This is a genomic window from Nonomuraea sp. NPDC048826, from assembly GCF_043198225.1.
Classification (GTDB): domain Bacteria; phylum Actinomycetota; class Actinomycetes; order Streptosporangiales; family Streptosporangiaceae; genus Nonomuraea.
This window is the reverse complement of the sequence record NZ_JBICUQ010000003.1, coordinates 316,228-335,428: the sequence shown is the minus strand read 5'-3', so window position 1 is coordinate 335,428 and position 19,201 is coordinate 316,228. Positions and strand designations below refer to the sequence as shown.

Annotated in this window: 22 protein-coding genes; 5 read left to right on the top strand and 17 right to left on the bottom strand. The window is 74.0% G+C overall.

Annotated elements, in window-relative coordinates; all coding sequences use genetic code 11:
• Window positions 1-198 precede the first annotated feature (198 nt).
• The 14 genes from ACGFI7_RS12110 to ACGFI7_RS12045 form a co-directional block, all read right to left on the bottom strand.
• Window positions 199-768: a cupin domain-containing protein gene (locus ACGFI7_RS12110; protein WP_393402645.1), complete on the bottom strand. Its 570-nt coding sequence runs from the start codon at window positions 766-768 to the stop codon at window positions 199-201.
• Complete coding sequence (locus ACGFI7_RS12105) at window positions 768-1,220, bottom strand: DUF3598 family protein (RefSeq protein WP_393402643.1); 453 nt, start codon at window positions 1,218-1,220, stop codon at window positions 768-770. The genes ACGFI7_RS12110 and ACGFI7_RS12105 overlap by 1 nt, the downstream gene beginning before the upstream one ends.
• Window positions 1,217-2,041 (bottom strand): HpcH/HpaI aldolase/citrate lyase family protein, encoded by an 825-nt coding sequence (locus ACGFI7_RS12100; protein ID WP_393402641.1) that lies wholly within the window; start codon window positions 2,039-2,041, stop codon window positions 1,217-1,219. The genes ACGFI7_RS12105 and ACGFI7_RS12100 overlap by 4 nt, the downstream gene beginning before the upstream one ends.
• Window positions 2,042-2,046: 5 nt before the next feature.
• Complete coding sequence (locus ACGFI7_RS12095) at window positions 2,047-3,207, bottom strand: acyl-CoA dehydrogenase family protein (protein WP_393402638.1); 1,161 nt, start codon at window positions 3,205-3,207, stop codon at window positions 2,047-2,049.
• Between the two features lie 2 nt (window positions 3,208-3,209).
• Window positions 3,210-3,599, bottom strand: coding sequence for a Zn-ribbon domain-containing OB-fold protein (locus ACGFI7_RS12090; protein ID WP_393402636.1), 390 nt, complete (start codon window positions 3,597-3,599; stop codon window positions 3,210-3,212).
• Window positions 3,596-4,741 (bottom strand): acetyl-CoA acetyltransferase, encoded by a 1,146-nt coding sequence (locus ACGFI7_RS12085; protein WP_393402633.1) that lies wholly within the window; start codon window positions 4,739-4,741, stop codon window positions 3,596-3,598. Before ACGFI7_RS12085 ends, ACGFI7_RS12090 begins: the two co-directional genes overlap by 4 nt.
• Entirely contained in the window at window positions 4,738-5,163 is a 426-nt protein-coding gene (locus ACGFI7_RS12080) for a MaoC/PaaZ C-terminal domain-containing protein (protein WP_393402631.1), read from the bottom strand. Before ACGFI7_RS12080 ends, ACGFI7_RS12085 begins: the two co-directional genes overlap by 4 nt.
• Window positions 5,160-5,660: a MaoC family dehydratase N-terminal domain-containing protein gene (locus ACGFI7_RS12075; RefSeq protein WP_393402629.1), complete on the bottom strand. Its 501-nt coding sequence runs from the start codon at window positions 5,658-5,660 to the stop codon at window positions 5,160-5,162. The genes ACGFI7_RS12080 and ACGFI7_RS12075 overlap by 4 nt, the downstream gene beginning before the upstream one ends.
• Complete coding sequence (locus ACGFI7_RS12070; protein ID WP_393402626.1) at window positions 5,657-6,823, bottom strand: Rid family hydrolase; 1,167 nt, start codon at window positions 6,821-6,823, stop codon at window positions 5,657-5,659. Before ACGFI7_RS12070 ends, ACGFI7_RS12075 begins: the two co-directional genes overlap by 4 nt.
• Window positions 6,820-8,202, bottom strand: coding sequence for an MmgE/PrpD family protein (locus ACGFI7_RS12065; protein ID WP_393402624.1), 1,383 nt, complete (start codon window positions 8,200-8,202; stop codon window positions 6,820-6,822). Before ACGFI7_RS12065 ends, ACGFI7_RS12070 begins: the two co-directional genes overlap by 4 nt.
• The gene (locus ACGFI7_RS12060; protein WP_393402622.1) at window positions 8,199-9,446 is read right to left on the bottom strand and encodes a CaiB/BaiF CoA transferase family protein; all 1,248 of its coding nucleotides are present in this window, start codon (window positions 9,444-9,446) and stop codon (window positions 8,199-8,201) included. The genes ACGFI7_RS12065 and ACGFI7_RS12060 overlap by 4 nt, the downstream gene beginning before the upstream one ends.
• Window positions 9,443-10,477 (bottom strand): LLM class flavin-dependent oxidoreductase, encoded by a 1,035-nt coding sequence (locus ACGFI7_RS12055; RefSeq protein WP_393402620.1) that lies wholly within the window; start codon window positions 10,475-10,477, stop codon window positions 9,443-9,445. Before ACGFI7_RS12055 ends, ACGFI7_RS12060 begins: the two co-directional genes overlap by 4 nt.
• Window positions 10,478-10,999, bottom strand: a complete 522-nt coding sequence (locus tag ACGFI7_RS12050) for a MaoC family dehydratase (RefSeq protein WP_393402618.1) — start codon at window positions 10,997-10,999, stop codon at window positions 10,478-10,480.
• A 99-nt stretch (window positions 11,000-11,098) separates the two neighbouring features.
• Window positions 11,099-11,815 (bottom strand): FadR/GntR family transcriptional regulator, encoded by a 717-nt coding sequence (locus ACGFI7_RS12045; protein ID WP_393402616.1) that lies wholly within the window; start codon window positions 11,813-11,815, stop codon window positions 11,099-11,101.
• A 108-nt stretch (window positions 11,816-11,923) separates the two neighbouring features.
• Between ACGFI7_RS12045 and ACGFI7_RS12040 the strand changes: the two genes are divergently transcribed.
• The 5 genes from ACGFI7_RS12040 to ACGFI7_RS12020 are packed head-to-tail and all read left to right on the top strand — an operon-like array spanning window position 11,924 to window position 16,014.
• The gene (locus tag ACGFI7_RS12040; RefSeq protein WP_393402613.1) at window positions 11,924-12,958 is read left to right on the top strand and encodes a zinc-binding dehydrogenase; all 1,035 of its coding nucleotides are present in this window, start codon (window positions 11,924-11,926) and stop codon (window positions 12,956-12,958) included.
• A 50-nt stretch (window positions 12,959-13,008) separates the two neighbouring features.
• Window positions 13,009-13,443, top strand: coding sequence for a YybH family protein (locus ACGFI7_RS12035; protein ID WP_393402611.1), 435 nt, complete (start codon window positions 13,009-13,011; stop codon window positions 13,441-13,443).
• Window positions 13,443-14,381 carry a hypothetical protein gene (locus tag ACGFI7_RS12030; RefSeq protein ID WP_393402609.1) on the top strand — a complete coding sequence of 313 codons (939 nt, stop codon included), beginning with the start codon at window positions 13,443-13,445 and terminating at the stop codon, window positions 14,379-14,381. Before ACGFI7_RS12035 ends, ACGFI7_RS12030 begins: the two co-directional genes overlap by 1 nt.
• Complete coding sequence (locus tag ACGFI7_RS12025) at window positions 14,378-15,310, top strand: VOC family protein (protein WP_393402607.1); 933 nt, start codon at window positions 14,378-14,380, stop codon at window positions 15,308-15,310. Before ACGFI7_RS12030 ends, ACGFI7_RS12025 begins: the two co-directional genes overlap by 4 nt.
• Entirely contained in the window at window positions 15,301-16,014 is a 714-nt protein-coding gene (locus tag ACGFI7_RS12020; RefSeq protein ID WP_393402604.1) for an SDR family oxidoreductase, read from the top strand. Before ACGFI7_RS12025 ends, ACGFI7_RS12020 begins: the two co-directional genes overlap by 10 nt.
• A 45-nt stretch (window positions 16,015-16,059) precedes the next feature.
• On the opposite strand, the gene ACGFI7_RS12015 is transcribed toward ACGFI7_RS12020, so the two are convergent.
• Genes ACGFI7_RS12015 through ACGFI7_RS12005 form a run of 3 tightly spaced genes read right to left on the bottom strand, consistent with a single transcriptional unit; the run spans window position 16,060 to window position 19,200 of the window.
• Window positions 16,060-16,869, bottom strand: coding sequence for an alpha/beta fold hydrolase (locus ACGFI7_RS12015; RefSeq protein ID WP_393402602.1), 810 nt, complete (start codon window positions 16,867-16,869; stop codon window positions 16,060-16,062).
• On the bottom strand, window positions 16,866-17,555 hold the full coding sequence (locus ACGFI7_RS12010) for a hypothetical protein (protein ID WP_393402600.1): 690 nt from the start codon (window positions 17,553-17,555) through the stop codon (window positions 16,866-16,868). Before ACGFI7_RS12010 ends, ACGFI7_RS12015 begins: the two co-directional genes overlap by 4 nt.
• 34 nt (window positions 17,556-17,589) lie before the next feature.
• Window positions 17,590-19,200 carry an alpha/beta hydrolase gene (locus ACGFI7_RS12005; protein WP_393402598.1) on the bottom strand — a complete coding sequence of 537 codons (1,611 nt, stop codon included), beginning with the start codon at window positions 19,198-19,200 and terminating at the stop codon, window positions 17,590-17,592.
• Window position 19,201: the final 1 nt, after the last annotated feature.

Genomic DNA, 19,201 nt, shown 5'->3' with positions numbered 1-19,201 from the left:
ATCCCCGTCCCCGGAATCCCCATAGGACACGCACGCCCGTACAGATGGATGGGGTCAGGCTCCCCTCCCCCGTACGACGCGTACCCCGTACGGGTGGCAGGTCAGACTCCCCCCGCATGCCCTTGGGACGTACGCCCGTACGGGTGGCGGGGCGGGCTCACTTCACCCGTACGACGCGTACCCCGTACGGGTGGATTGTCAGGCGTTGGGCCAGGTGCGAAGGAAGAGGGGGCCTGGGAGGTCGGGGATGGTGGGGCCGTAGGTCCAGGTGCGGGCCGTCAGGGACAGCGCCTCGACGTCACCGGCGGGCGCGGGGGCCTCGGACGCGGAGGCGTGGCCCGAGGCGAGCACGGTGCCGTCCGCCGTCCTGAGGGCCTCGGTGACGGGGAGGCGGACCGCCTGCGGGGCGTCGCCCTCGGGCAGCCCGTCCTGCCACGCGGGCGGGCCGGAGAACCAGGCCACGGCCAGGCAGCCGTCGGGCCCGGCGACGCTCGCCGTGCGGGGCGCGCCCGGCGGGAGGTAGGCGTAGGTCCCGGCGGGGAAGTCGGTGCCGCTGACCGAGATCATCCCGTCCAGCACCACGAACTCCTCCGCGCACGGGTAGTGCCCGGTGGCCGGCCTGCTCCACCCGGCGGGGAAGCTGACCAGCGAGACCGACGCCTCGCCCGCGGCGTGCAGCCGCACCAGCCGGACGGGGCCCGAGCTGGCGGGCATGGTGACCTCCCGCCACTCCAGGCCGGGCCCGTCGAGATCGATCACCTGTGCCATCAGTGCCACTCCTCCGCCGTCGCGCCGGGCACCCGGCGTTCCTCGATCACGGTCACGCCTTCGAGCCGCCCGTCGCGGAAGCGCTGCCACAGCCGCGCCTTGTAGTCCTCGTCCGCGAACGTGATCAGTTCCACCACCTCGGTGCCCGGGGCCGCCGTCCAGCGGTACGGGAACACCAGGAAACGCCCTTCCACCAGCACCGCCCGCCCCTCGAACGAGCTGTCGTCGAAGCGCAGCTCGTCGCCTTCGAAGCGGGCGCGGAAGTCGAGCACCTCGGGGTCGTGGCCGGGGCGCTGGTAGACGATCCGCTCGTACCAGAGGTCGCCCTCCATGCGGGTCTCCTGCCGGGAGGCGTACCGCTCGACCAGCTCCCCCGCCGGGGACAGGTGCGTGTACGTGCCCTCCCAGACTCCGGTGACGGCCCGGAGCCGCTCCCGCAGCCCTGCGCTCACCGGGCCATCCCGAGGACGCGGCGGGCCTGGCGGACCACGGCCTCGTCGACCATCCGGCCGGCCGAGTCGAGCAGCACGCCCGACCCGCTCGCCTCGAACCGCTCGATCAGGTCCCTGGCCCAGGCGACCCGCTCGGCCGGCGGGGTGAACACGTCGTTGACGACCGCGATCTGGGCCGGGTGGATGCAGGCGCGGCCCGCGTACCCGAGCCGGGCGATCGCCTCCGTCGACTCCCGCAGCGCGTCGAGGTCGCGGAAGTCGGTGGACACCGGCCCGACCGGCGGGGAGATGCCCGCGGCGGCCGAGGCGAACACCACCTGCGAACGGGCCCAGAGCAGTTCACGCTCGTCCGGGCCGGTGCTGACGCCGGTGTCGGCGCGCAGGTCGGCCTCGCCCACCTGGAGCCTGGCCACCCGGGGAGCGCGCGCGATCTCCAGCGCCTGGAAGATCGCCGACGCCGACTCCAGCAGCGGCACCACCGGCAGTCCGGCGGCGCCGAGCGAGGTGAGCAGGGCGTCGAGCTCGACCAGTTCGGCGGCGGTCTCGACCTTGGCCACGACCAGCCCGGCCAGCGACGGCGCGGTGGCCACCGCGCGCACGTCCGGTTCGCGCAGGTCGCCGGGGTTCACCCGGACCCACAGCTCGACCGGCCCGGGATCGGTCTCCCGCAGCCAGCCGGCGACCGCCTCCCTGGCCGCGTCCTTGCCCGCGGGCGGGACGGCGTCCTCCAGGTCGACGATGAGCGCGTCGGCACCCCGGCCGAGCGCCTTGCCGAGCTTCTCCGGCGCGTCGCCGGGCACGTACAGGTGGGAGCGTGCCATCCCGGTCACCCCACCTTGACGTCGCCGCGCGACAGCGATTTGGCCACCACGGTGCGCAGCACGTCGTTGGTGCCCTCGCCGATGCTCATCAGCACCGAGTCCCGGTAGAGCCGCTCGACCTCGTACTCGGTGGAGTAGCCGTAGCCGCCGTGCACCTTGAGCGAGCTGATCGCGGACTCCAGCGCGACCTCGGAGCAGAAGATCTTCGCCATGCCGGTCTGCGCGTCCGCGCGGCCCTTCCTGACCTGGTCGGCGGCCCAGTACGCCATGAGCCTGGCCGCCTGGAGGGTGGTGGCGAGGGAGGCGAGCTGGATCTGCACGGCCTGGAAGTCGCCGATCGGCCGGCCGAACGCCTTGCGCTGGCGCGAGTAGGCCAGGGCCTCGTCGTAGGCGCGCTGGGCGATGCCGACGGAGCGGGCGGCGATGTTGACCCGGCCCCACTCCAGGGCGGACAGCGCCTGCTGCATGCCGCGGCCCTCGACGCCGCCGAGCAGGTTCCCGGCCGGCACGCGCACGTTGTCGAGCACGATCTCGCACGACTCGGTGCCCTTGTAGCCGAGCTTCGGGATGTCCTTGGTGACCGTGTAGCCGGCGGTGTTCGCCTCGACGAGCAGCACGCTCATGCCCTTGTGCGCGGGCGTGGTCGTGGGGTCGGTCTTGACCAGCACCGGCAGCGGGTCGGCGTAGCGGGCGTTGGTGATCCACGTCTTGGTGCCGTTGACCACGTAGTGGTCGCCGTCGCGCCGGGCGGTGGTGCGGATGCCCTGCAGGTCGGTGCCCGCGTCCGGCTCGGTGAGTCCGATGCCGGTGCGCCGCTCGCCGGTGGCGAGCTCGGGCAGGTAGCGCCGCTTCTGGTCGTCGGTGCCGTGCATCGCGATCATGCGGCAGGCCAGGGAGTGGCTGCCGAGGATGCCGGCCACGCCCATCCAGCCGCGCGAGATCTCCTCGAAGACCAGCGCGAACGACACCGGGTCCAGGTCGAGGCCGCCGTACTCCTCGGGGATGGTGATGCCGAACAGGCCCATCTGCTTGAACCCGTCGACGATCTCCGTCGGGTACCGGCCTGAGTGCTCCCAGTCGCGGGCGACGGGCACGATCTCCTTGTCGACGAACTCGCGCAGCAGGGCGCGGAAGTCCCGCTGCTCCTCGTTCAGCTCGAAGTCCATGACTACCTTTCGATGGGGACGAACACCGGCAGGGCGCGGCCGTCGGGCAGCGGGCGCCAGTCGAGCCGGAGGGGGTCGCCGATCCCGACCGCGCCGGGCTCGTCGGTGACCACGTTGGACAGCAGCAGCACGCCTTCGGCGAGTCGCACCCTGGCGACGACGTACGGCGGTGTGAAGCCGGGCATCGCCCGCTGGACCACGGTGCAGGCGTCGACCACGGCCTCGCCGGACGCGTCGAGCCAGTCCAGGCCCTCGGTGGCGCCGCAGGCGGTGCAGAGCGCCCGGGGCGGGTGCTGGGCGTGGCCGCAGGAGCAGCGCTGCACCAGCAGCCGCTGTTCGCGGGTGGCCTCCCACCAGGGCAGGGTGACCTCGTCGGGCTCAGGCACGTTCACCGGTCCACCCCCAGCAGGACGGTCGCGTGCGTGGACAGGATGCCGCCGGTGCCGTGGGCGAGCGCGACCTCCGCGCCCGGCACCTGCCGCTCGCCGCACTCGCCGCGCAGCTGGCGGACGGCCTCGACGAGCAGCAGCACCCCGTACTGGCCGGGGTGGCAGTAGGACAGGCCGCCGCCGGAGGTGTCGAGCGGGAAGTCGCCGCCGGGGCGGATGCGGCCGCCGGCGATCCAGTCGAGCGCCTCGCCCCGGCCGCAGAACCCGAGCGCCTCCAGCGTGAGCACGACCGTGATGGTGAACGAGTCGTACACCTCGGCCACGTCCACGTCGGCCGGGGTGAGCCCGGCGCGGGCGAACGCGTCGCGGCCCGCCTCGACGGCGCCGGTCACGGTCAGGTCGTCGACGGCGGTCATCGAGGTGTTCGTGGTGCGCTCGCCGTAGCCGAGCACCCGGACCGGCGGCCTGCGCAGGTCGCGGGCCCGGTCCAGCGAGGTGAGCACGATCGCGCCGCCGCCGTCGGTCACCAGGCAGCAGCCGGCCGAGGTGAGCGGCGTGGACACCATGGGCGCGGCGAGCACCTCGGCGGCGGTGAGCGGCCCGGCCCGGTGCCGGAACGCGGCCGGGTTGAGCAGCGCCCACTCGCGGGCGGCGACCGCGACCTCGGCGAGCTGCTCGCGGGTGCCGCCGTAGCGGTGCAGGTACTGCTGGGCGGCCATGGCGTAGTACGAGATCGGGTACAGCGGCCCGTAGGGCGTCTCGAACTGCGCCTCGGGCGTGTGCGTCTCCACCACGCCGCCGAGCGACCTGGACCGCGCCGAGCGCTGGTTGGACGCGAACGAGACGACCACGGTGGAGCACTGGCCGGACTCGATGGCCTGCACGGCGCGGGCCACGTACATCTCGAACGCGGACCCGCCGGCGAAGGTGGAGTCGGTCCACGACGGGCGGAGCCCGAGATACTCGGCCAACTGGGTGGCCGAGAACCGGGACACCCCGGTGGTGGCCACGCCGTCCACGTCGGCGAGGGTGAGCCCGGCGTCGGCCAGGGCCCTGGTCACCGCCTGGGCCTGCAGGCCGAGGATGGACCTGCCGGTGACGCCGAGGTCGCTCTCGGCGGCGCCGACGACGGCGACACCCGTCATGGCGTCGCTCCGCGCAGCACGATCTCGGCCCCGGCCGGCTCGACCGCCACCCGCTCGGGCAGGTCGCCGTCGATGATCAGCACCCGCTGCTCGACCTGGACGACGCCGTCCTCGACGGCGGTCACCCGGCCGACGCAGCGGACGGTCTCGCCGGCGAAGACGAGGTTCTTGAACCGGAAGTGCAGGCGGCGCACGAACGCGTCCGGACCGAGCCAGTCCTGCAGCTGCTCGGCCAGGAGCGCGCCGAACACCTGCCCGTCCACCACCGGCGCGGGCAGCCCGCGCGCGGCCAGGTATTCGGGGTCGTAGTGGAGCCGGTGCCAGTCCCAGGTGGAGCCGGCGTAGGCGACCATGGCGCGCAGGTCGATGGTCCGCTCCAGCGGCGGCACCTCCGCGCCGGGCGTGACCAGCGGTGCTGTCACCGCTCCTCCTTCCGCGCGACGTAGATGATGGTCTCCTCGTTGCTGCACAGCAGGTCGCCGTGCTGGTTGGTGTAGGTGGCGACCGAGGAGACGACGAGCATGTCCTGGCCGCCGGACGTGCGGCGCTCGGTGGCGTCCGCGAGCCGCCAGGTGGCGGTGATCACGTCGTCGGGGCGGACGTGCCGGTGGAAGGTGTAGGTGTTGCCGCCGCGCACCTTCCTGCTGCCGGGGATGTCGATGTGCCAGTCGTGGCCGGCGTACCCGTCGGGGTCGGGCGGCACGTCGGCGTACTGGTTGGTCTCGCAGATCAGCGTCGGCGGCGCGACGACGCCGGGGTACCCGTGCTCGCGGGCGTAGGCGTCGTCGGTGTAGAGCGGGTTGTCGTCGCCGACGGCCCTGGCGAAGTAGCGGATGGCGGCCCGGCCCAGCTCCTCGGGGGCGGTGTAGGAGACTTCCGTGCCGATCCTGGCGCGCAGCTCGTCGGTCAGCAGGCTCACGGCAGCACCGCCGCGGGGAAGACCTCCAGCAGGAACTCCGGGCGCAGCAGGCCGGCGCAGAGCGCGCCGGTGGAGGCCGGCCACGGCTCGCGCAGCCGCTGCTTGCGCACGTCGGCGACGCCCCGGTAGTCCGCCAGCCCCTCCGGGCAGACGAACTCGATCGTGGAGATCAGGTTCTCCGGCCCGGCCCCGGCGGCGGCCAGCACCTGCCCGATCGCGTCGTAGGTGACCTCGGCCTGGGCGACCACGTCGTCCGGGTGCAGCGCCTCCTGCGTCTCCATGTCGAGCGCGGCGAAGCCGCTCATCCAGAGCATGCCGCCGGCCTTGACGCCGGGCGTGTAGGTGAGCGTGTCGTAGCGGGACCAGCCGGGGTTGACGCCCTCCAGCGGGTGCCGGGAGGCGGTGACGTCGATCGCGACGAGCACGCCCGGCCGGTGCAGCCTGCTCATCAGGATGCCGCCGGCGCCCGGGAAGACGCCCGCGCCGCCGAGCCGCTCCTTGCGCACCCGGTGGGTGCGCCGGTAGACGTCGCGGGTGGCGGGGGTGCTGTAGTCGTACGTGGTCACGGCGGCGTCGAGGGACAGCCCGGCGCCGCGCAGCAGCCGGTCGGCCTTGTCCAGGCAGTAGGCGTACTGGCCGACGAAGTCGCCCTCGCTCACCACGTCGCCGTTCTCGTCGATCGGCAGCACGGTCGGCAGGAACACGGTCCCGTCGGCGGTCTCGGCGACGCCGCCGTCGGCGACGGCCGTGGGGCCGCCGGGGCTGGCGTGCACCTCGATCTCGATGAACGCCGCCGGGCGGAGCAGGCGCTCGACGATCACCGTGGTGACGGCGGGCCGGTGCTCGCCGAAGAGCTCCTCGCGGACGGCCTCGGCCTCCGGGTAGTGGTCGAGGCCGTGCACGGTGACGTTCTCGGTGATCCGGGTGACGTCGGCGAAGGTCAGCCCGGCGGCCTCCAGGATCGCCGCGATCTTCTCGTACGCGGTCCTGGTCTGGTCGGTCATGCCGCCGCGGACCACCATGCGGCCGCTTTCCGGGTCGTGCTCGCTGGCCGAGTGGCCGGAGAGCCAGGCGTCGTCGCCGTGGGTGAGGCCGAGCGAGAAGGAGTACCCCTCGTAGCGGAACCAGGGGAAGTGGGCGGGACGGATGGCTTTCAGTGTCATGCGTTCTCCTCCGGGGCCGCGAGCCGGTCGGCGAGCGCGGCGATGGCGGTCAGGTCGGGCTCGGCGGCCAGCGCGGCGACCCTGCGGGCCAGGTCGTCCGCGTCCGGCGACGGCCCGCCCGCGTTGGCGGTGAACTTGGCGAGCAGCGCGGCCTCGCTCAGCGGGTTGCCGGGGCCGCCGGCGCTCCTCGGCACCCGGCCCTCGACCTCCCGCCCGTCGGCCAGGCGCAGCCGCACGTGGCCGGGCGCGTCGGCGGCGACGCCGGGGAACGGGGTGACCTCGGTGCGGACGCGGGCGGCCAGCACGGCGGCGTCGTGCCGGTGCAGCGACTCCGGCGCGTACGTGCCGAGCGTGACCTCGCCGTCGAGCAGCAGCGCGGCCACGCTCCACGGCAGCGAGAACTTCGCGTCGTACGGGGTGCGCGGGGCGAGTTTGCGGTCGGCGGGCTCGCACACGATGTCGGCGCTGTCGGGGTGCACGTAGGCGGTCACCTCGCTCACCTCGGCTTCCGGGCCGGCCGTGCGGAGCGCCTCGGCGGCGGCGTCGAGGGTGACGTGCATGAGCTGGCAGGCGGGGTACGGCTTGATGGTGATCCGGGTGGTCTCCCAGGTCTCGCCGAGGCCGTCGGTGATGCGCGCGGTGTCGGCCGGGCGTCCGGCCAGGGCCGCGTAGAGGCCGTGCGGGCCCTCGATCACCGTCTCCGGGCCGCTGGCGCCGGCGGCGGCGAGCCGGGCGGCCAGGATGCCGGAGGCGGAGGCCAGCCCGGGGTGGAGCTGCTTGGTGGACGCGCCGGTGGACAGGAACTCCAGCAGGCCGCCCGCCTGGCTGCCGGCGACGCCGAGGGCGTCCACGGTGGTGCCGGGGTCGAGCCGCATGAGCCGGGCGGCCACGACGGCGGCGGCCAGCACGCCGCACGCCATGGTGGCGTGCAGCCCGCGGGCGTGGAAGGCGTGCGGGGCGGCGGCGCCGAGCCGGCACACGGTCTCGTAGCCGGCGACGGCGGCGGCGAGCACCTCGGCGCCCGTCGCGCCGGTCTGCTCGCCGACGGCGAGCGCGGCGGGCAGCACCGCCGCGGTGGCGTGCACCAGCCCGCCCGCGTGGGTGTCGTCGAAGTCGAGCGCGTGCACGAGCGTGCCGGTGGCCAGGGCGGCGGCCACGGCCGAGCCGCGCGCGCCGGTGCCGGGGATCGACGACTCGGGCGGCCCGCCGAGGCCGCGGGCGACGGCGATCGCGGGGGCCGCCGCGCCGGCCCGGCCGGCCGCGACCGCGGTGCCGAACCCGTCGAGCAGGTGCCGGCAGGCGGCCCGGCGCACCTCCTCTGGCGCGTCCGCCGGGCCGGGGCCGAGCGCCCAGGCGGCGAGGGTGCGCGCGACGGTCACGACCCCACCGCCCCGCTGCCCCCTGCCGTGTCCTCCACCGTGCCCTCCACCTTGCCGAACGCGCCCGCCTCGGTCAGCGCGCGCACCCGGTCGTCTTCGTACCCGAGCAGGTCGCGCACCACGTGGCCGAAGTCCTCGTTGCGGCGCGGCGCGCGCCGGTAGGCGGGCCGCTCGGCGCCGACGCGGACCGGGGAGGCCACCTGGCGGACGGTCCCCCAGTGCGGGTGCTCGGTCTCGACCAGGAGCTCGCGGGCGGCGGTGTGCTCCTCCTTCATGGCGGCGGCGACGTCGTTGATCGGGCCGCACGGGATGGCGGCGGCGTAGAGCGGCTCCAGCCACTCCGCGACCGTGCGCCGCCGGAAGATGTCCTCCAGCAGGGGAAGCAGCGCGTCCTTGTTGACCCGCCGGTCGGCGAAGGTGGCGAAGCGCGGGTCGTCGGCCCACTCGGGGTGGCCGACGACCTGGGTGAGCCGCTGCCAGAACTTCTCCTTGGCGCAGCCGACCACGAGCCAGCCGTCGGCCGCCTCGAACGCCTGGAAGGGCACCAGCGACGGATGCGCCGAGTGGCGGGTGCGCTCGGGGACGAACCCGGCGTTGAGGTGCCAGACCGCCGGGTAGGTCAGCAGCCCGATCGCGGTGTCGTACAGGCTGACGTCGCAGTCCATGCCGACGCCGTCCCTGCGGGCCGCGTGCAGGCCGGCCAGGAGCGAGATCGCGGCCACGAAACCGCCGGAGTAGTCGACCATCGACAGGCCGGACTTGGTGGGCGGGCCCTCCGGGTCGCCGGTGAGGTCCATCCACCCGGCCAGGCCCTGGAGCACGTAGTCGTAGCCGGGCTCCTTGCGGCGCGGCCCGGTCATGCCGAAGCCGGTCAGCGAGCAGCACACGATGGCCGGGTTCAGGTGCTTGAGGTCGTCGTAGGTGATGCCGATCTTGGCCGGCACGTCGCCGCGCAGGTTGCTGTAGACGGCGTCGCTGACCTTGACGAGATCCTCGAAGACCGCGCGGCCCTCCGGGCTGGACAGGTCGAGGGAGAGGCTGCGCTTGTTGCGGTTGAAGGTCTCGAAGAACAGCGAGTCCTCGCCCTCGGCGTACGGGGGCACGTAGCGGCCGACGTCGCCGCCGGCCCGCGGGTCCTCGATCTTGATGACCTCGGCGCCCAGGTCGGCCAGGTGCACGCTGCCGAACGGGCCGGCGCCGTACTGCTCGACGGCGATGATCCGGACGTCTTCGAGCGGTCTCACGCTCGCCCTCCCGTGATGTCGGCGATCAGGTGGATGATGGATTCCTGCGCGGCCCTGGTCTCGGCCGCTGACAGGCCGTGGGTCGGCGGGGTGAGCTTGACGGAGTCGGCCAGGCCCTCGTAGGCGGCGATCCGCTCGCGCACCTCGTCGCGGGTGCCGGCGAGGGTGAGCGCGTCCACCATGCGGTCGGTCACCACGTCGCCGAGGTGGTCGGCGCCGCGCCCGCCGCGGAAGGCCTCGATCACGGCCTCCTGCTCGGCGGCCAGGTCGTGGAAGCCGAAGAACTCGGCGTAGCTGCGCACGCTGGCGTAGAAGCCGACCAGCCCTGCCGCGCGGCGGCGGGCCAGCTTCGGGTCCTCGTCGACCGAGCAGGCCGCGGAGACGACCAGGTCGAGCTCGCCACGCCGCTTGCCGGGCGCCTTGGCGAGCCCGGCCTCGATCTCCGGCAGGATGCGCTCGGCCAGGTAGGACGGGGAGCACAGCTCGTGCGAGATCCAGCCGTCGCCGATCTCGGCGGCGAGCCTGGTCATCGCCGGGCCGACGGCGGCCACGTAGATCGGGATCCGGGTGCGGACGGGCGGGAAGGGGCGCTGGTAGCCGATGATGCGCATCGGCTCGTGCTCGCCTTCCAGCACCATCGGCTCGCCGGTGCCGCAGTGCTCCCAGAAGTGACGCAGGTCGCGGACGGTCTCGCGCAGGTGGCCGACCGGCTTGCCCCAGCGGGCGTTGTGCCAGTCCTCGTTGAGCCGCTTGACCCCGGTGCCGAGCCCGAGTACGAACCGGCCGCCGGAGATCTCGTCCAGGTCGAGCGCCTCCAGGGCGGTCACCATCGGGCTGCGGGTGAAGGCGAGCGCGATGGCGGTGCCGACCCCGGCGGTGCTGGTCGCCTGGGCTAGGGCCGCGGCGGACACGGTCGCGCTGCGGTGCAGCTCGGGCACCCACACGACCTCGGCGCCTGCCTCCTCGGCGGCGCGGGCGGCGGCGGCCTGCTCGGCCAGGGTCTCGCCCCACGGGCCGTACGTGATGCGCACTCAGTCCTCCAGGGAGAGCGGCTGCTCAGCGGTGGGGAACAGGCCTTCGAGCTGCTCGGCGCCGCGCTTGTAGACGTAGAAGGTCCGGTTGAACGAGCAGACCTCCTTGCCGTCCTGGTTGAGCGTCCTCGTCTTGACGGTGACGATGCCGGCGTGCGGGCGGCTGCCGGACTCGCGCTTCTCCAGCACGATCGACTCGCTCCACAGGGTGTCGCCGGCGAACACCGGGTGGGTCATCCGGATGTCGGTCCAGCCCAGGTTGGCGAAGGCGTTCTGGGTGAGGTCGGTGACGCTCTGGCCGACGGCGATGGCCACGGTGAACGTGGAGACCACCAGGGGCTTGCCGAACTCCGACTGCGCGGCGTACTGCGCGTTGAAGTGCATCTGGTTGGTGTTCATCGTCAGGAGCGTGAACCAGGTGTTGTCCGCCTCGGAGACGGTCCTGCCGAGTGGATGCTGGTACACGTCGCCGACTTCGAAGTCCTCGAAGAACCGACCCTGCCAGCCCGGTTTGACACTCATGACGTTCCTCTGCTCTGGCCTCACGCTGACAGCCAGAGCCTAAACATCAGACTATTCGAGGGTCAAGGCGTTGTTCCACTGAACGTAACAACGTTTCGGCTACTCGGAGCCCTCACGTCGCTCCCTGTCAATGCGCGTGTACGTCTCGCGCAGATGCTCCATGTGCTCGCGCTGCGCGCGTTCGGCGGCCTCGCGGTCGCCGGACTCGACCGCCTCGAAGATCTCCCGGTGGTCGCGGTCGATCCGCTCGAAGAACTCGGAGGCCGCCTGGTCGCGGGCGAACCTGTTCTCCAGCACGCCGAACACCGGCGCGGTCACGGCGGTGAGCAACGGGTTGCCCGCCGCGGAGAGCAGCACCTCGTGGAAGCCCCGGTTGGCGATGAACCCGCGCCCCCGGTCGCGGCGCGGCTTGACCAGGGACCGCCGCAGCGCCTCCAGTTGCTCGGCGGTCCTGCGCTCGGCGGCCAGCCCCGCGGCGGGCACCTCCAGCAGGATCCGGACCTCCAGCAGGTTGGCCACCGAGCCGGAGTCGGTGAAGAGCGCGAAGGAGGACAGCAGGTAGCGCCGGATGTGGTCGGGGTCGGGGTGCACCACGAAGCTGCCGCCGGCCACTCCCCTGCGGGTGACCAGCAGGCCCTCGCTGGAGAGCACCCGCAGCGCCTCACGGACGGTGCTGCGGCTCACCCCGTACAGGGCGCACAGCTCCGGCTCCACCGGAAGCCGGTCGCCGGGCTTCAACTGGCCGGCAAGTATCTGCTCCCTCAGCCGGCTCGCCAGGTCCTGGTACGCCGGAGCAGCGGCGCGATCGGTCGGCACACGGACCAGCCTAACCCGGCCGGGCCGATCATTTCGACCTCGGATTCCCTCTAGCGAAACAGCGTTTCAGCATGTAACCCTGATGCTCCGCGCGAAGGGAGAGCCCACATGACCAGCACCACCGGCCAGTCGTCCGGGACGACGCCGCAGAGCCTGCGGAGGATCGTCCTCGCCCGGCGCCCCGAGGGAGTGCCCGTGGAGGAGGACTTCCGGCTGGAGACCGTTCCGGTGACGCCGCCCGGACCCGGCGAGGTGCTGGTGCGCGCCGTCCACCTGTCGCTCGACCCGTGGGTCCGCGGCGCCATGACCGGCCGCAACCTGGGCCACCCGCCCATCCACCCCGGCGACCTGGTGCCCGGCAGGTCGATCGCGCAGGTGGTGGACACCGGCGCGTGGGTGGTGGCCGAGACCGGCTGGCAGGAGTACGCCACCGTGCCCGCCGACTCGCTCAAGCCGGTCACCGTGCCGCCCGGGGTCCCCCGTACGGCCGTGCTCGGCGCGCTCGGCACGCCGGGGCTGACCGCGTACGCCGCGATCAACCGGCACCTGCGCCCGGTGATCGGCGACACCGTCGTGATCTCCTCGGCCACCGGGGCGGTCGGCGGCATGGCCGGGCAGCTCGCCCGCCTGGCGGGCGCCCGGACGGTGGCGCTGGTCGGCGGGAAGGCCAAGGTCGAGCTGGCCACGGAGTACTTCGGCTACGCGGCGGCCGTCGACCGGCACGACCCGGAGTGGGCCGAGGCGCTGGCCGCCGCCTGCCCGGACGGCGTGCACGGCTACCTGCACATGGCGGGCGGCGAGGTGCTGCGCGGCGTGGCGAACCTGCTCGCCACGCACGCCCGGGTGTCGCTCTGCGGCCTGCCGGAGCACTCGAACGAGGTGGGCGGCGAGACGGTCCTGCCCGCCGGGGCGGTGATGCGGTCGCGCGCGACCGTGCACGGGATGGTCGTGTACGACCACTTCGACCTGCGGCCGGAGTTCGCCGCGCGGGTGGGGCGGCTGCTCACCGAGGGGCGGGTCCGCCTGCTGGAGGACGAGCACCACGGCCTGGAGTCGACGCCCCGGGCCTTCGGCCGGCTGATGGCCGGGCTGAACACCGGGAAGGCCATCGTGCACCTTGACCCCGATACATCAGACAATTAGGGTCATCGAAACATTGTTCCGAGCAGCGGAATGATCGGGGAGGCGCATCCGTGAGAACACCCATCGGCACGGCGGAGGCCATGCTCACCTCCGTCATCGAGAGGCGGCTGGAGGGTGTGCTCGACACCTTCTCCCCCGCCGACGACGCGTACGTCTTCGTCGAAGGCCCCCGCTGGACCACGCACGGCGGCGACCGGATCAAGGCGGGCTGGGAGGCCTACTTCCAGGCCCCCATCCGGATCCACGGGTTCCGCTGGGTCGAGGGCCCGTTCTGCTGGGAGAGCGACACGCTGGCCCAGGTCGCGGGCGTCATCGACTACGAGATCGAGGGCGACGGCAAGAAGGGCCGGCTCCGGATGCGGATGACCTGGCTGGTCCGCCAGGAGGACGGCGACTGGCGCATCGTGCACGAGCACGGCTCGCAGCCGCTGGCCGACCCCTACGGCGCCGGCGACTGGTGGCCCGAAGGCGAGAACCCGCTCTGATGAGCGGCGCCCCGCTGGTGGACGAGCTGGCCTGCGCCTGGATCGAGGTCCCCGACCTCGCCGCCGCCGCGGCCGGCCTGCGCGACGTCCTCGGACTCGAACCCCGGGCCGACGGCACGCTGGCCGCAGAACCCGGCCTCGACGGCTGGGCGGGACGGCCGTGGGCGCTGCTCGGCCCGCCCGGCTTCACGTACGGGATGGTCTGCCTGGTCGAGGGCGAGGCGCGGCCGGTCACGCCCGAGCTGCCCCGCGGCTGGGACTCGGTGGAGCTGATCGTCGAGGACGTCGACGCGGCCGCCGGGCGGCTGGCCGGCTGGCCCGGCGTCCGGCCCGTGATCGAGCCGTTCACCACCGACCTGTCCGACCTGGGCAGCAACGTGCACCGGTCCGGCGTGTGGCGGATGCCCTGGGGCACCCACCTGATCCTGACCACCGGCATCACCGAGCCGCAGGGCCGCCGCTTCCCGAGCGCCCGGCAGGGCACCGGCCCGGTCTTCGAGGTGCACCTGCGCACCGACGACCATGACACGACTCAGCGGCTGTACGGCGAAAACCTGGGCATGCCCGCTCTGATGGCCGCAGACTTCACCAATGGCCCGTTGCACCGCGCCTGGGGCATCCCCGACGGCACCCCGGTCAGGATGAGCCTGCTCAAGAGCGGCCGCGAGGGCACCGGCAAGGGCGCCATCGAGCTGCAGGGCCATCCGGCGGCCACCCTCGACCCGCCGGGGCTGCCGGGCGGCACCGGCATGGTCAGCTACACCTGCGCCGACCTGGACGCGGCGCACGCCGCCGTGCTGGCCGGCGGCCACCGCGCCACCGCCCCGGCCGTGCCCGCGACCGGGCCGCTCGCCGGGCGCAGGTCCTTCGTGGCGTACGGGGCAGAGGGAGAGCGGGTGCACCTGGTGGCGCACCGGCAGGAAGGAGACTCGCGGTGATCAGCGAACTGCGGGTGACGACCGTGGCCGTGTCCGACCTGGAGCGCTCGCGCGCCTTCTACGCGGACGCCTTCGGGTACGTCACGCACGGCGAGGCGACGGTCGGCGGCCCGGCGGCCGAGGCCGCCTGGCAGCTGCCGGAAGGGCTCACCGGCAGGACCGTGGTGATGGGGCCGGAAGGGGCGACGACCGGGCTGCTCCGCCTGGTCCACTTCCCGGTCCCCGGCCGGCTGTACTGGGGCGCGTACGAGCGCCGCCAGGACTACGGCCACTACGCGCTCAACGTCCGGGTGGACGACGTCAACGCCGCCGTCGAACGGCTGGTGGCGGCGGGCGGCCGGCAGAAGTCGCAGCCCACCCGGTGGACCGTGATGGACGACCTGTTCGCCTGGGACTCACTCTCCCTCGACCCCGACGGCGTCATCCTCGACGTGTTCCAGCTGGAGGCGGGCGAGACGAACCCGCTGGCCGGGTACGACGGCCGGCCGAGCGAGCTGCAGACGGTCGCGATCCACGTGAGCGACGCCCGTCGCGCCGCCGCCTTCTACACGGCGCTCGGCTACGAGGTGCTGTACGACAAGCTGATCGAGAACATGGAGTCGTTCTTCCGCCTGCCGCCGGGCACCGGGCTGCACAACATCAACCTGTACATGCCCGGCGACACGGTCAACGGCCGGGTGGAGATCGCCCAGTACGTCGGCTTCCCCGGCAAGGAGCAGCGCGACACGGCCGTGCCGCCCAACCTCGGCATCCTGTCGGTCTCGCTGGAGACCGACGACCTGGCGGCCACGTCCGCGCTGGTGACCGGCCTCGGCGCGGAGCCGGTCTGCCCGCCGGTCGAGGTGGACCTGCCGCCCTACGGTCCCGCGCTCGTCCGGACGTTCTTCGGCCCTGACGGCGAGGTTCTGGAGTTCTACCAGTGCACGTGAGACGGGTCGCGCTGGTCACCGGCGCGGGAAGCGGGCTCGGCCGGGCCGTCGCGCTGGCCCTGGGCGCCGACGGCTATGCCGTGGTCTGCGCCGGGCGCCGGGCCGGGCGGGTGGCCGAGACGGCCGAGGAGGTCCGGGCGGCCGGCGGCGTCGCCGTCGGCGTGCCGCTCGACGTCACCGTGACCGAGCAGGTGGACGCCGCCATCGCGGACGTCGCGGCCTCGTACGGGCGGCTCGACGTGCTGGTCAACAACGCGGGCGTGTTCCACAAGGCCGAGATCGTGGAGCTGGACGACGAGGCGTGGCGGGAGACCGTCGACGCCAACCTCACCGGCGCCTTCCTGTGCGCCCGCGCCGCCGCCCGGCAGATGACCGGCCAGGAGCCGGTGGCGGGCGAGCGCGGCCACATCGTCAACGTCAACTCGGGCGCGGGCCTGCGCGGCTACCCGACCGGGGCGGCGTACTCGGCCTCCAAGTTCGGTCTGCTCGGCCTGTCCGACACGCTCCGGCAGGAGCTGGCGGGCCACCACGTGAAGGTCACGGACCTGGTGGTGGCGGCCATGGTCAAGAGCGAGCTGTCGAGCCGGGCCAACCCGCACCGCCTGGAGGCGTCCGTGGTCGGCGACCTGGTGCGCGACCTGCTCCGGCTGCGCGGCGCGGCCGTGGTCACCCGGCTCGACCTGGGGCAGCTCCCGCCCCTGTGATCTCCCGGCCGGGCGCGCCTCCACCAGCGCCCGGCCGGGGCCCGCTCAGTCGCGGTCCAGGAAGCCGCGCAGCAGCGCGGCCAGTTCCCCCGTGTGCGCGTCGGCCATGCCGTGCCCCCAGGGCACCTCGCGGTACTCCCCGTCCCGCAGCAGCGTCCGTGCCCTGCGGGTGGGCACGCGCAGGTCGTCGTCCGGGCAGAGCAGCAGCACCGGGCGCGGCACCCGGGGCAGATGGTCCGCGTGCCGGTACGCGAACGCCGCCAGGTAGCCCCAGTGCGCCCGCGGGCCCGCCCGCAGCTGCTCGGCGAACTCCCGCTGCACCAGCGGCAGCGTCTGGCCGAGGCCCTGCCAGCGCAGCAGCGCCTCCCAGTGGGTGAGCAGGTGGCCGCCGTCGCGCCGGGGCCCGGCCGGCGCGCCCAGCTCACGCCGCTGCCGCTCCTCCTCTTCCTCGGTGTACGCGGGCGCGGACACCAGCACCAGCCGGTGCACCAGGTCGGGCCGGGTGATGGCCAGCTCCATGGCGATCTTCGATCCGGTGTGGTACCCGAGCAGGTCGACCTCCCCGAGCCCGAGCCGGTCCACGACGTGCGCCATCGCCGCCGCGTAGTCGCCGATGGCGGGCGGCGCCGGGGGCGGGTCGCTGGCCCCGTACCCGGGGGTGTCGGGCGCCACCGCGGTCCGGTCGGCGCCCATCTCGGCCAGCAGCGCCTCGTACATCCGCCCGGACCCGGGGGTGAGGTGGAAGCAGACGAGCGGCCGCCGCCCTCCCTGCGGGCGCGTGACGGCGCGCAGGTGGATCTGCCCGTACGGGCCGTCGAGGTAGGAGCGCCTGACCACCGGCGTCCCGGAAGTCATCGGGCGGTGTCCTCGCGCAGCTCGACCAGCTCGTAGGAGGACGCCAGCCGGTCGGAGCGCAGGCGGACGAGCAGCCAGTCCCCGTCCGTGCTCGTCCACAGGTGCTCCTCGGCGCCGCCGTCGCTGGACAGCAGGAAGTGCCGGGTGGCGAAGGTGCCGGCGGGCACGGTGATCGTCTCCTCGCCGACCAGGGTGGCGGTGATGTCGCTCATCTCCTCCGCGTACGGCCCGGTCGCGCCGTTCGGCCGGGGCGAGGAGCGGAAGCCGCCCTTCAGCGGCTGCGGCCCGCCCGTGGCGAGGTCGTACGTGGGAACGATCCACGAGTCGCAGGCGACCGCGTGCGGCACGAAGAACGGCGGCGGCGCCGCCAGCGGGACCCGCTGCGACACCCTGCCCTCGTCCTTGAGCAGCAGCTCGGACTCCAGAGTGCCGTCGCCGAAGACGAACCACCCCTCGCCCAGGAACGCGCCGCCCACCCGGTGGGTGATGAAGGACCGCAGCGGCCGGAAGCCGGGGGACGCGGTGTGCACGACGTCCCGTTCGATGTCGGTGTCGAACATGCGGCAGTGGGCGCGGAGCGTGCGGGTGCCGTCCTCGGCGGCGGTGAGCGTCCACTCCTCGCGGCCGCGCACCCCCACCTCGTCGCCCACGTAATGGATCACTCCGTGCCGGTAGCGGCTGCTCACGATGCTCTCTCCTCCCGCGGGTGCGCCTGCCGGCTCACCCGCTCACGTCGTCCAGGGCCTTCAGCAGGGACGCGACGCCGCCCGTACCGTCCCGGCCGGGCACCGCGCGCACGGCTCCGGCCGTGAACGGGTCCCACACGGGGTCGGCGGCGACGACCGGCGCCGGCGGGTCGGCGGGCCAGGCGGCCGCGCCGGCCACGGCGGCGCGGAACGCGGCCGCGTAGGTCCGCCAGGATCCGGCGATGTCGAGCACCCTGCCGTGCAGCTCGCCCAGGTCGGGGCGGCCGCCGGGCAGCTCGGGCAGGCCCGCGCGCAGCCCGCCGTCCCGCACCAGGTGCCACGCCCTGAGCAGGTGGGCGCCGTGCTCGTCGGGTTCCAGCTCGGGGGTGCGGACGCGTACCTCGGTCTCGGTGAGCACGGCCGGGTCGGGCAGGCCGCCGAGCGCGAGCGCCCGCACCACGCCGGGGCGCGTCCGGGCGACGGCCACCGCCGCCACCGCCCCGGCTCCCGTCCCGTACAGGTCTGCGTCGTCGAGCCCGAGGGCGTCCAGGGCGTCTCCGGCGGCCAGCGCGAGGTCGTCCACGGATGGCCCCGTCCCGCCGGTCAGGTCCGAGCCGCCGGTTCCGGGCAGGTCGAGGGCGAAGGCCGGACGGCGGCCGCCCACCTCGGCGAGCAGCCCTTCGACGGCCCGTCCCGAGGCGGGGGCGGGCGGCAGGACCACCAGCGGCCGCCCCTCGGCGGCCGGGCCGGTCCGCCTGACGAGAAGCTGTCCCAGCCGGGTCGGCACGTACGCCCGCGCGCCGTGGGCCGCCTGGTGAGCGGCCGGCGCGACCGGCGGGCCGGCCGCGTGGGACGTCACGTGGGCCTGGACGCGGGCCGCCAGCGCGGGCGTGCCGGAGGCGGAGGTCTCCACCCGGAGCCGGTGCGCGGGCAGCCGGTCCAAGTGGGCGTGCAGGGGGTCGGCGGCCGACGCCAGGATCAGGGCGGGGACGGTCAGGCGGGCGAGCAGCGGGACCGGGTCGCAGGTGAAGGCGGCGCGGTAGGCCAGCGGGTAGCGTTCGCCCGCCTCCAGCAGCCCGGACGTCAGGTCGTGCAGGAACGAGGTCGGCGGCGGGACGGCGGTCAGCCGAGCGGCGGCGCGCTCGTTGTACCAGGGCCAGTACAGGAACATGTTGCGCACCTGGTGCCACACCGCCACCAGGTGGCCGCCGTCGCTTCTCGGCATCACCGGCGGCAGGTAGTGGGCGAGCTGGTCGGCCCGCTCCTCGGGAGTGGACACGCCGACCCCGTCGAGGACGAGGGAGGCGACCAGTTCAGGCCGTTCGGCGGCGAGGGCGAGGGCGATCTTGGCCCCCGTGTGCGTCCCGTACAGGTGGGCCCGGGAGAGCCCGAGCGCGGTCAGCGTCTCACCGAGCGCGGCGCCGTAGTCGTTCATGCCGGGGTCCGCGACCGGGAGCGGGTCCGAGCCGCCGTGCCCCGGCGTGTCGAGCGCGTACACCGAGAACGAGCGGGCCAGCTCGGCGGCCAGGTCACGCACCGAACGCCAGTCAGCGGGTGAGGCGTGGAGGAGGACGACCGGCAGGCCCCGCCCGGCGTGGGCGTAGTGGACCTGCCGTCCGTTCACCGAGACGAACCGGCGTTCCATC

Bases quoted from the DNA above. Each gene is read 5' to 3' on its own strand.
- ACGFI7_RS12110 (WP_393402645.1), bottom strand. From the start codon at position 768: ATGGCACAGGTGATCGATCTCGACGGGCCCGGCCTGGAGTGGCGGGAG.
- ACGFI7_RS12100 (WP_393402641.1), bottom strand. From the start codon at position 2,041: ATGGCACGCTCCCACCTGTACGTGCCCGGCGACGCGCCGGAGAAGCTC.
- ACGFI7_RS12095 (WP_393402638.1), bottom strand. From the start codon at position 3,207: ATGGACTTCGAGCTGAACGAGGAGCAGCGGGACTTCCGCGCCCTGCTG.
- ACGFI7_RS12085 (WP_393402633.1), bottom strand. From the start codon at position 4,741: ATGACGGGTGTCGCCGTCGTCGGCGCCGCCGAGAGCGACCTCGGCGTC.
- ACGFI7_RS12070 (WP_393402626.1), bottom strand. From the start codon at position 6,823: ATGACACTGAAAGCCATCCGTCCCGCCCACTTCCCCTGGTTCCGCTAC.
- ACGFI7_RS12050 (WP_393402618.1), bottom strand. From the start codon at position 10,999: ATGAGTGTCAAACCGGGCTGGCAGGGTCGGTTCTTCGAGGACTTCGAA.
- ACGFI7_RS12040 (WP_393402613.1), top strand. From the start codon at position 11,924: ATGACCAGCACCACCGGCCAGTCGTCCGGGACGACGCCGCAGAGCCTG.
- ACGFI7_RS12030 (WP_393402609.1), top strand. From the start codon at position 13,443: ATGAGCGGCGCCCCGCTGGTGGACGAGCTGGCCTGCGCCTGGATCGAG.
- ACGFI7_RS12015 (WP_393402602.1), bottom strand. From the start codon at position 16,869: ATGACTTCCGGGACGCCGGTGGTCAGGCGCTCCTACCTCGACGGCCCG.
- ACGFI7_RS12005 (WP_393402598.1), bottom strand. From the start codon at position 19,200: ATGGAACGCCGGTTCGTCTCGGTGAACGGACGGCAGGTCCACTACGCC.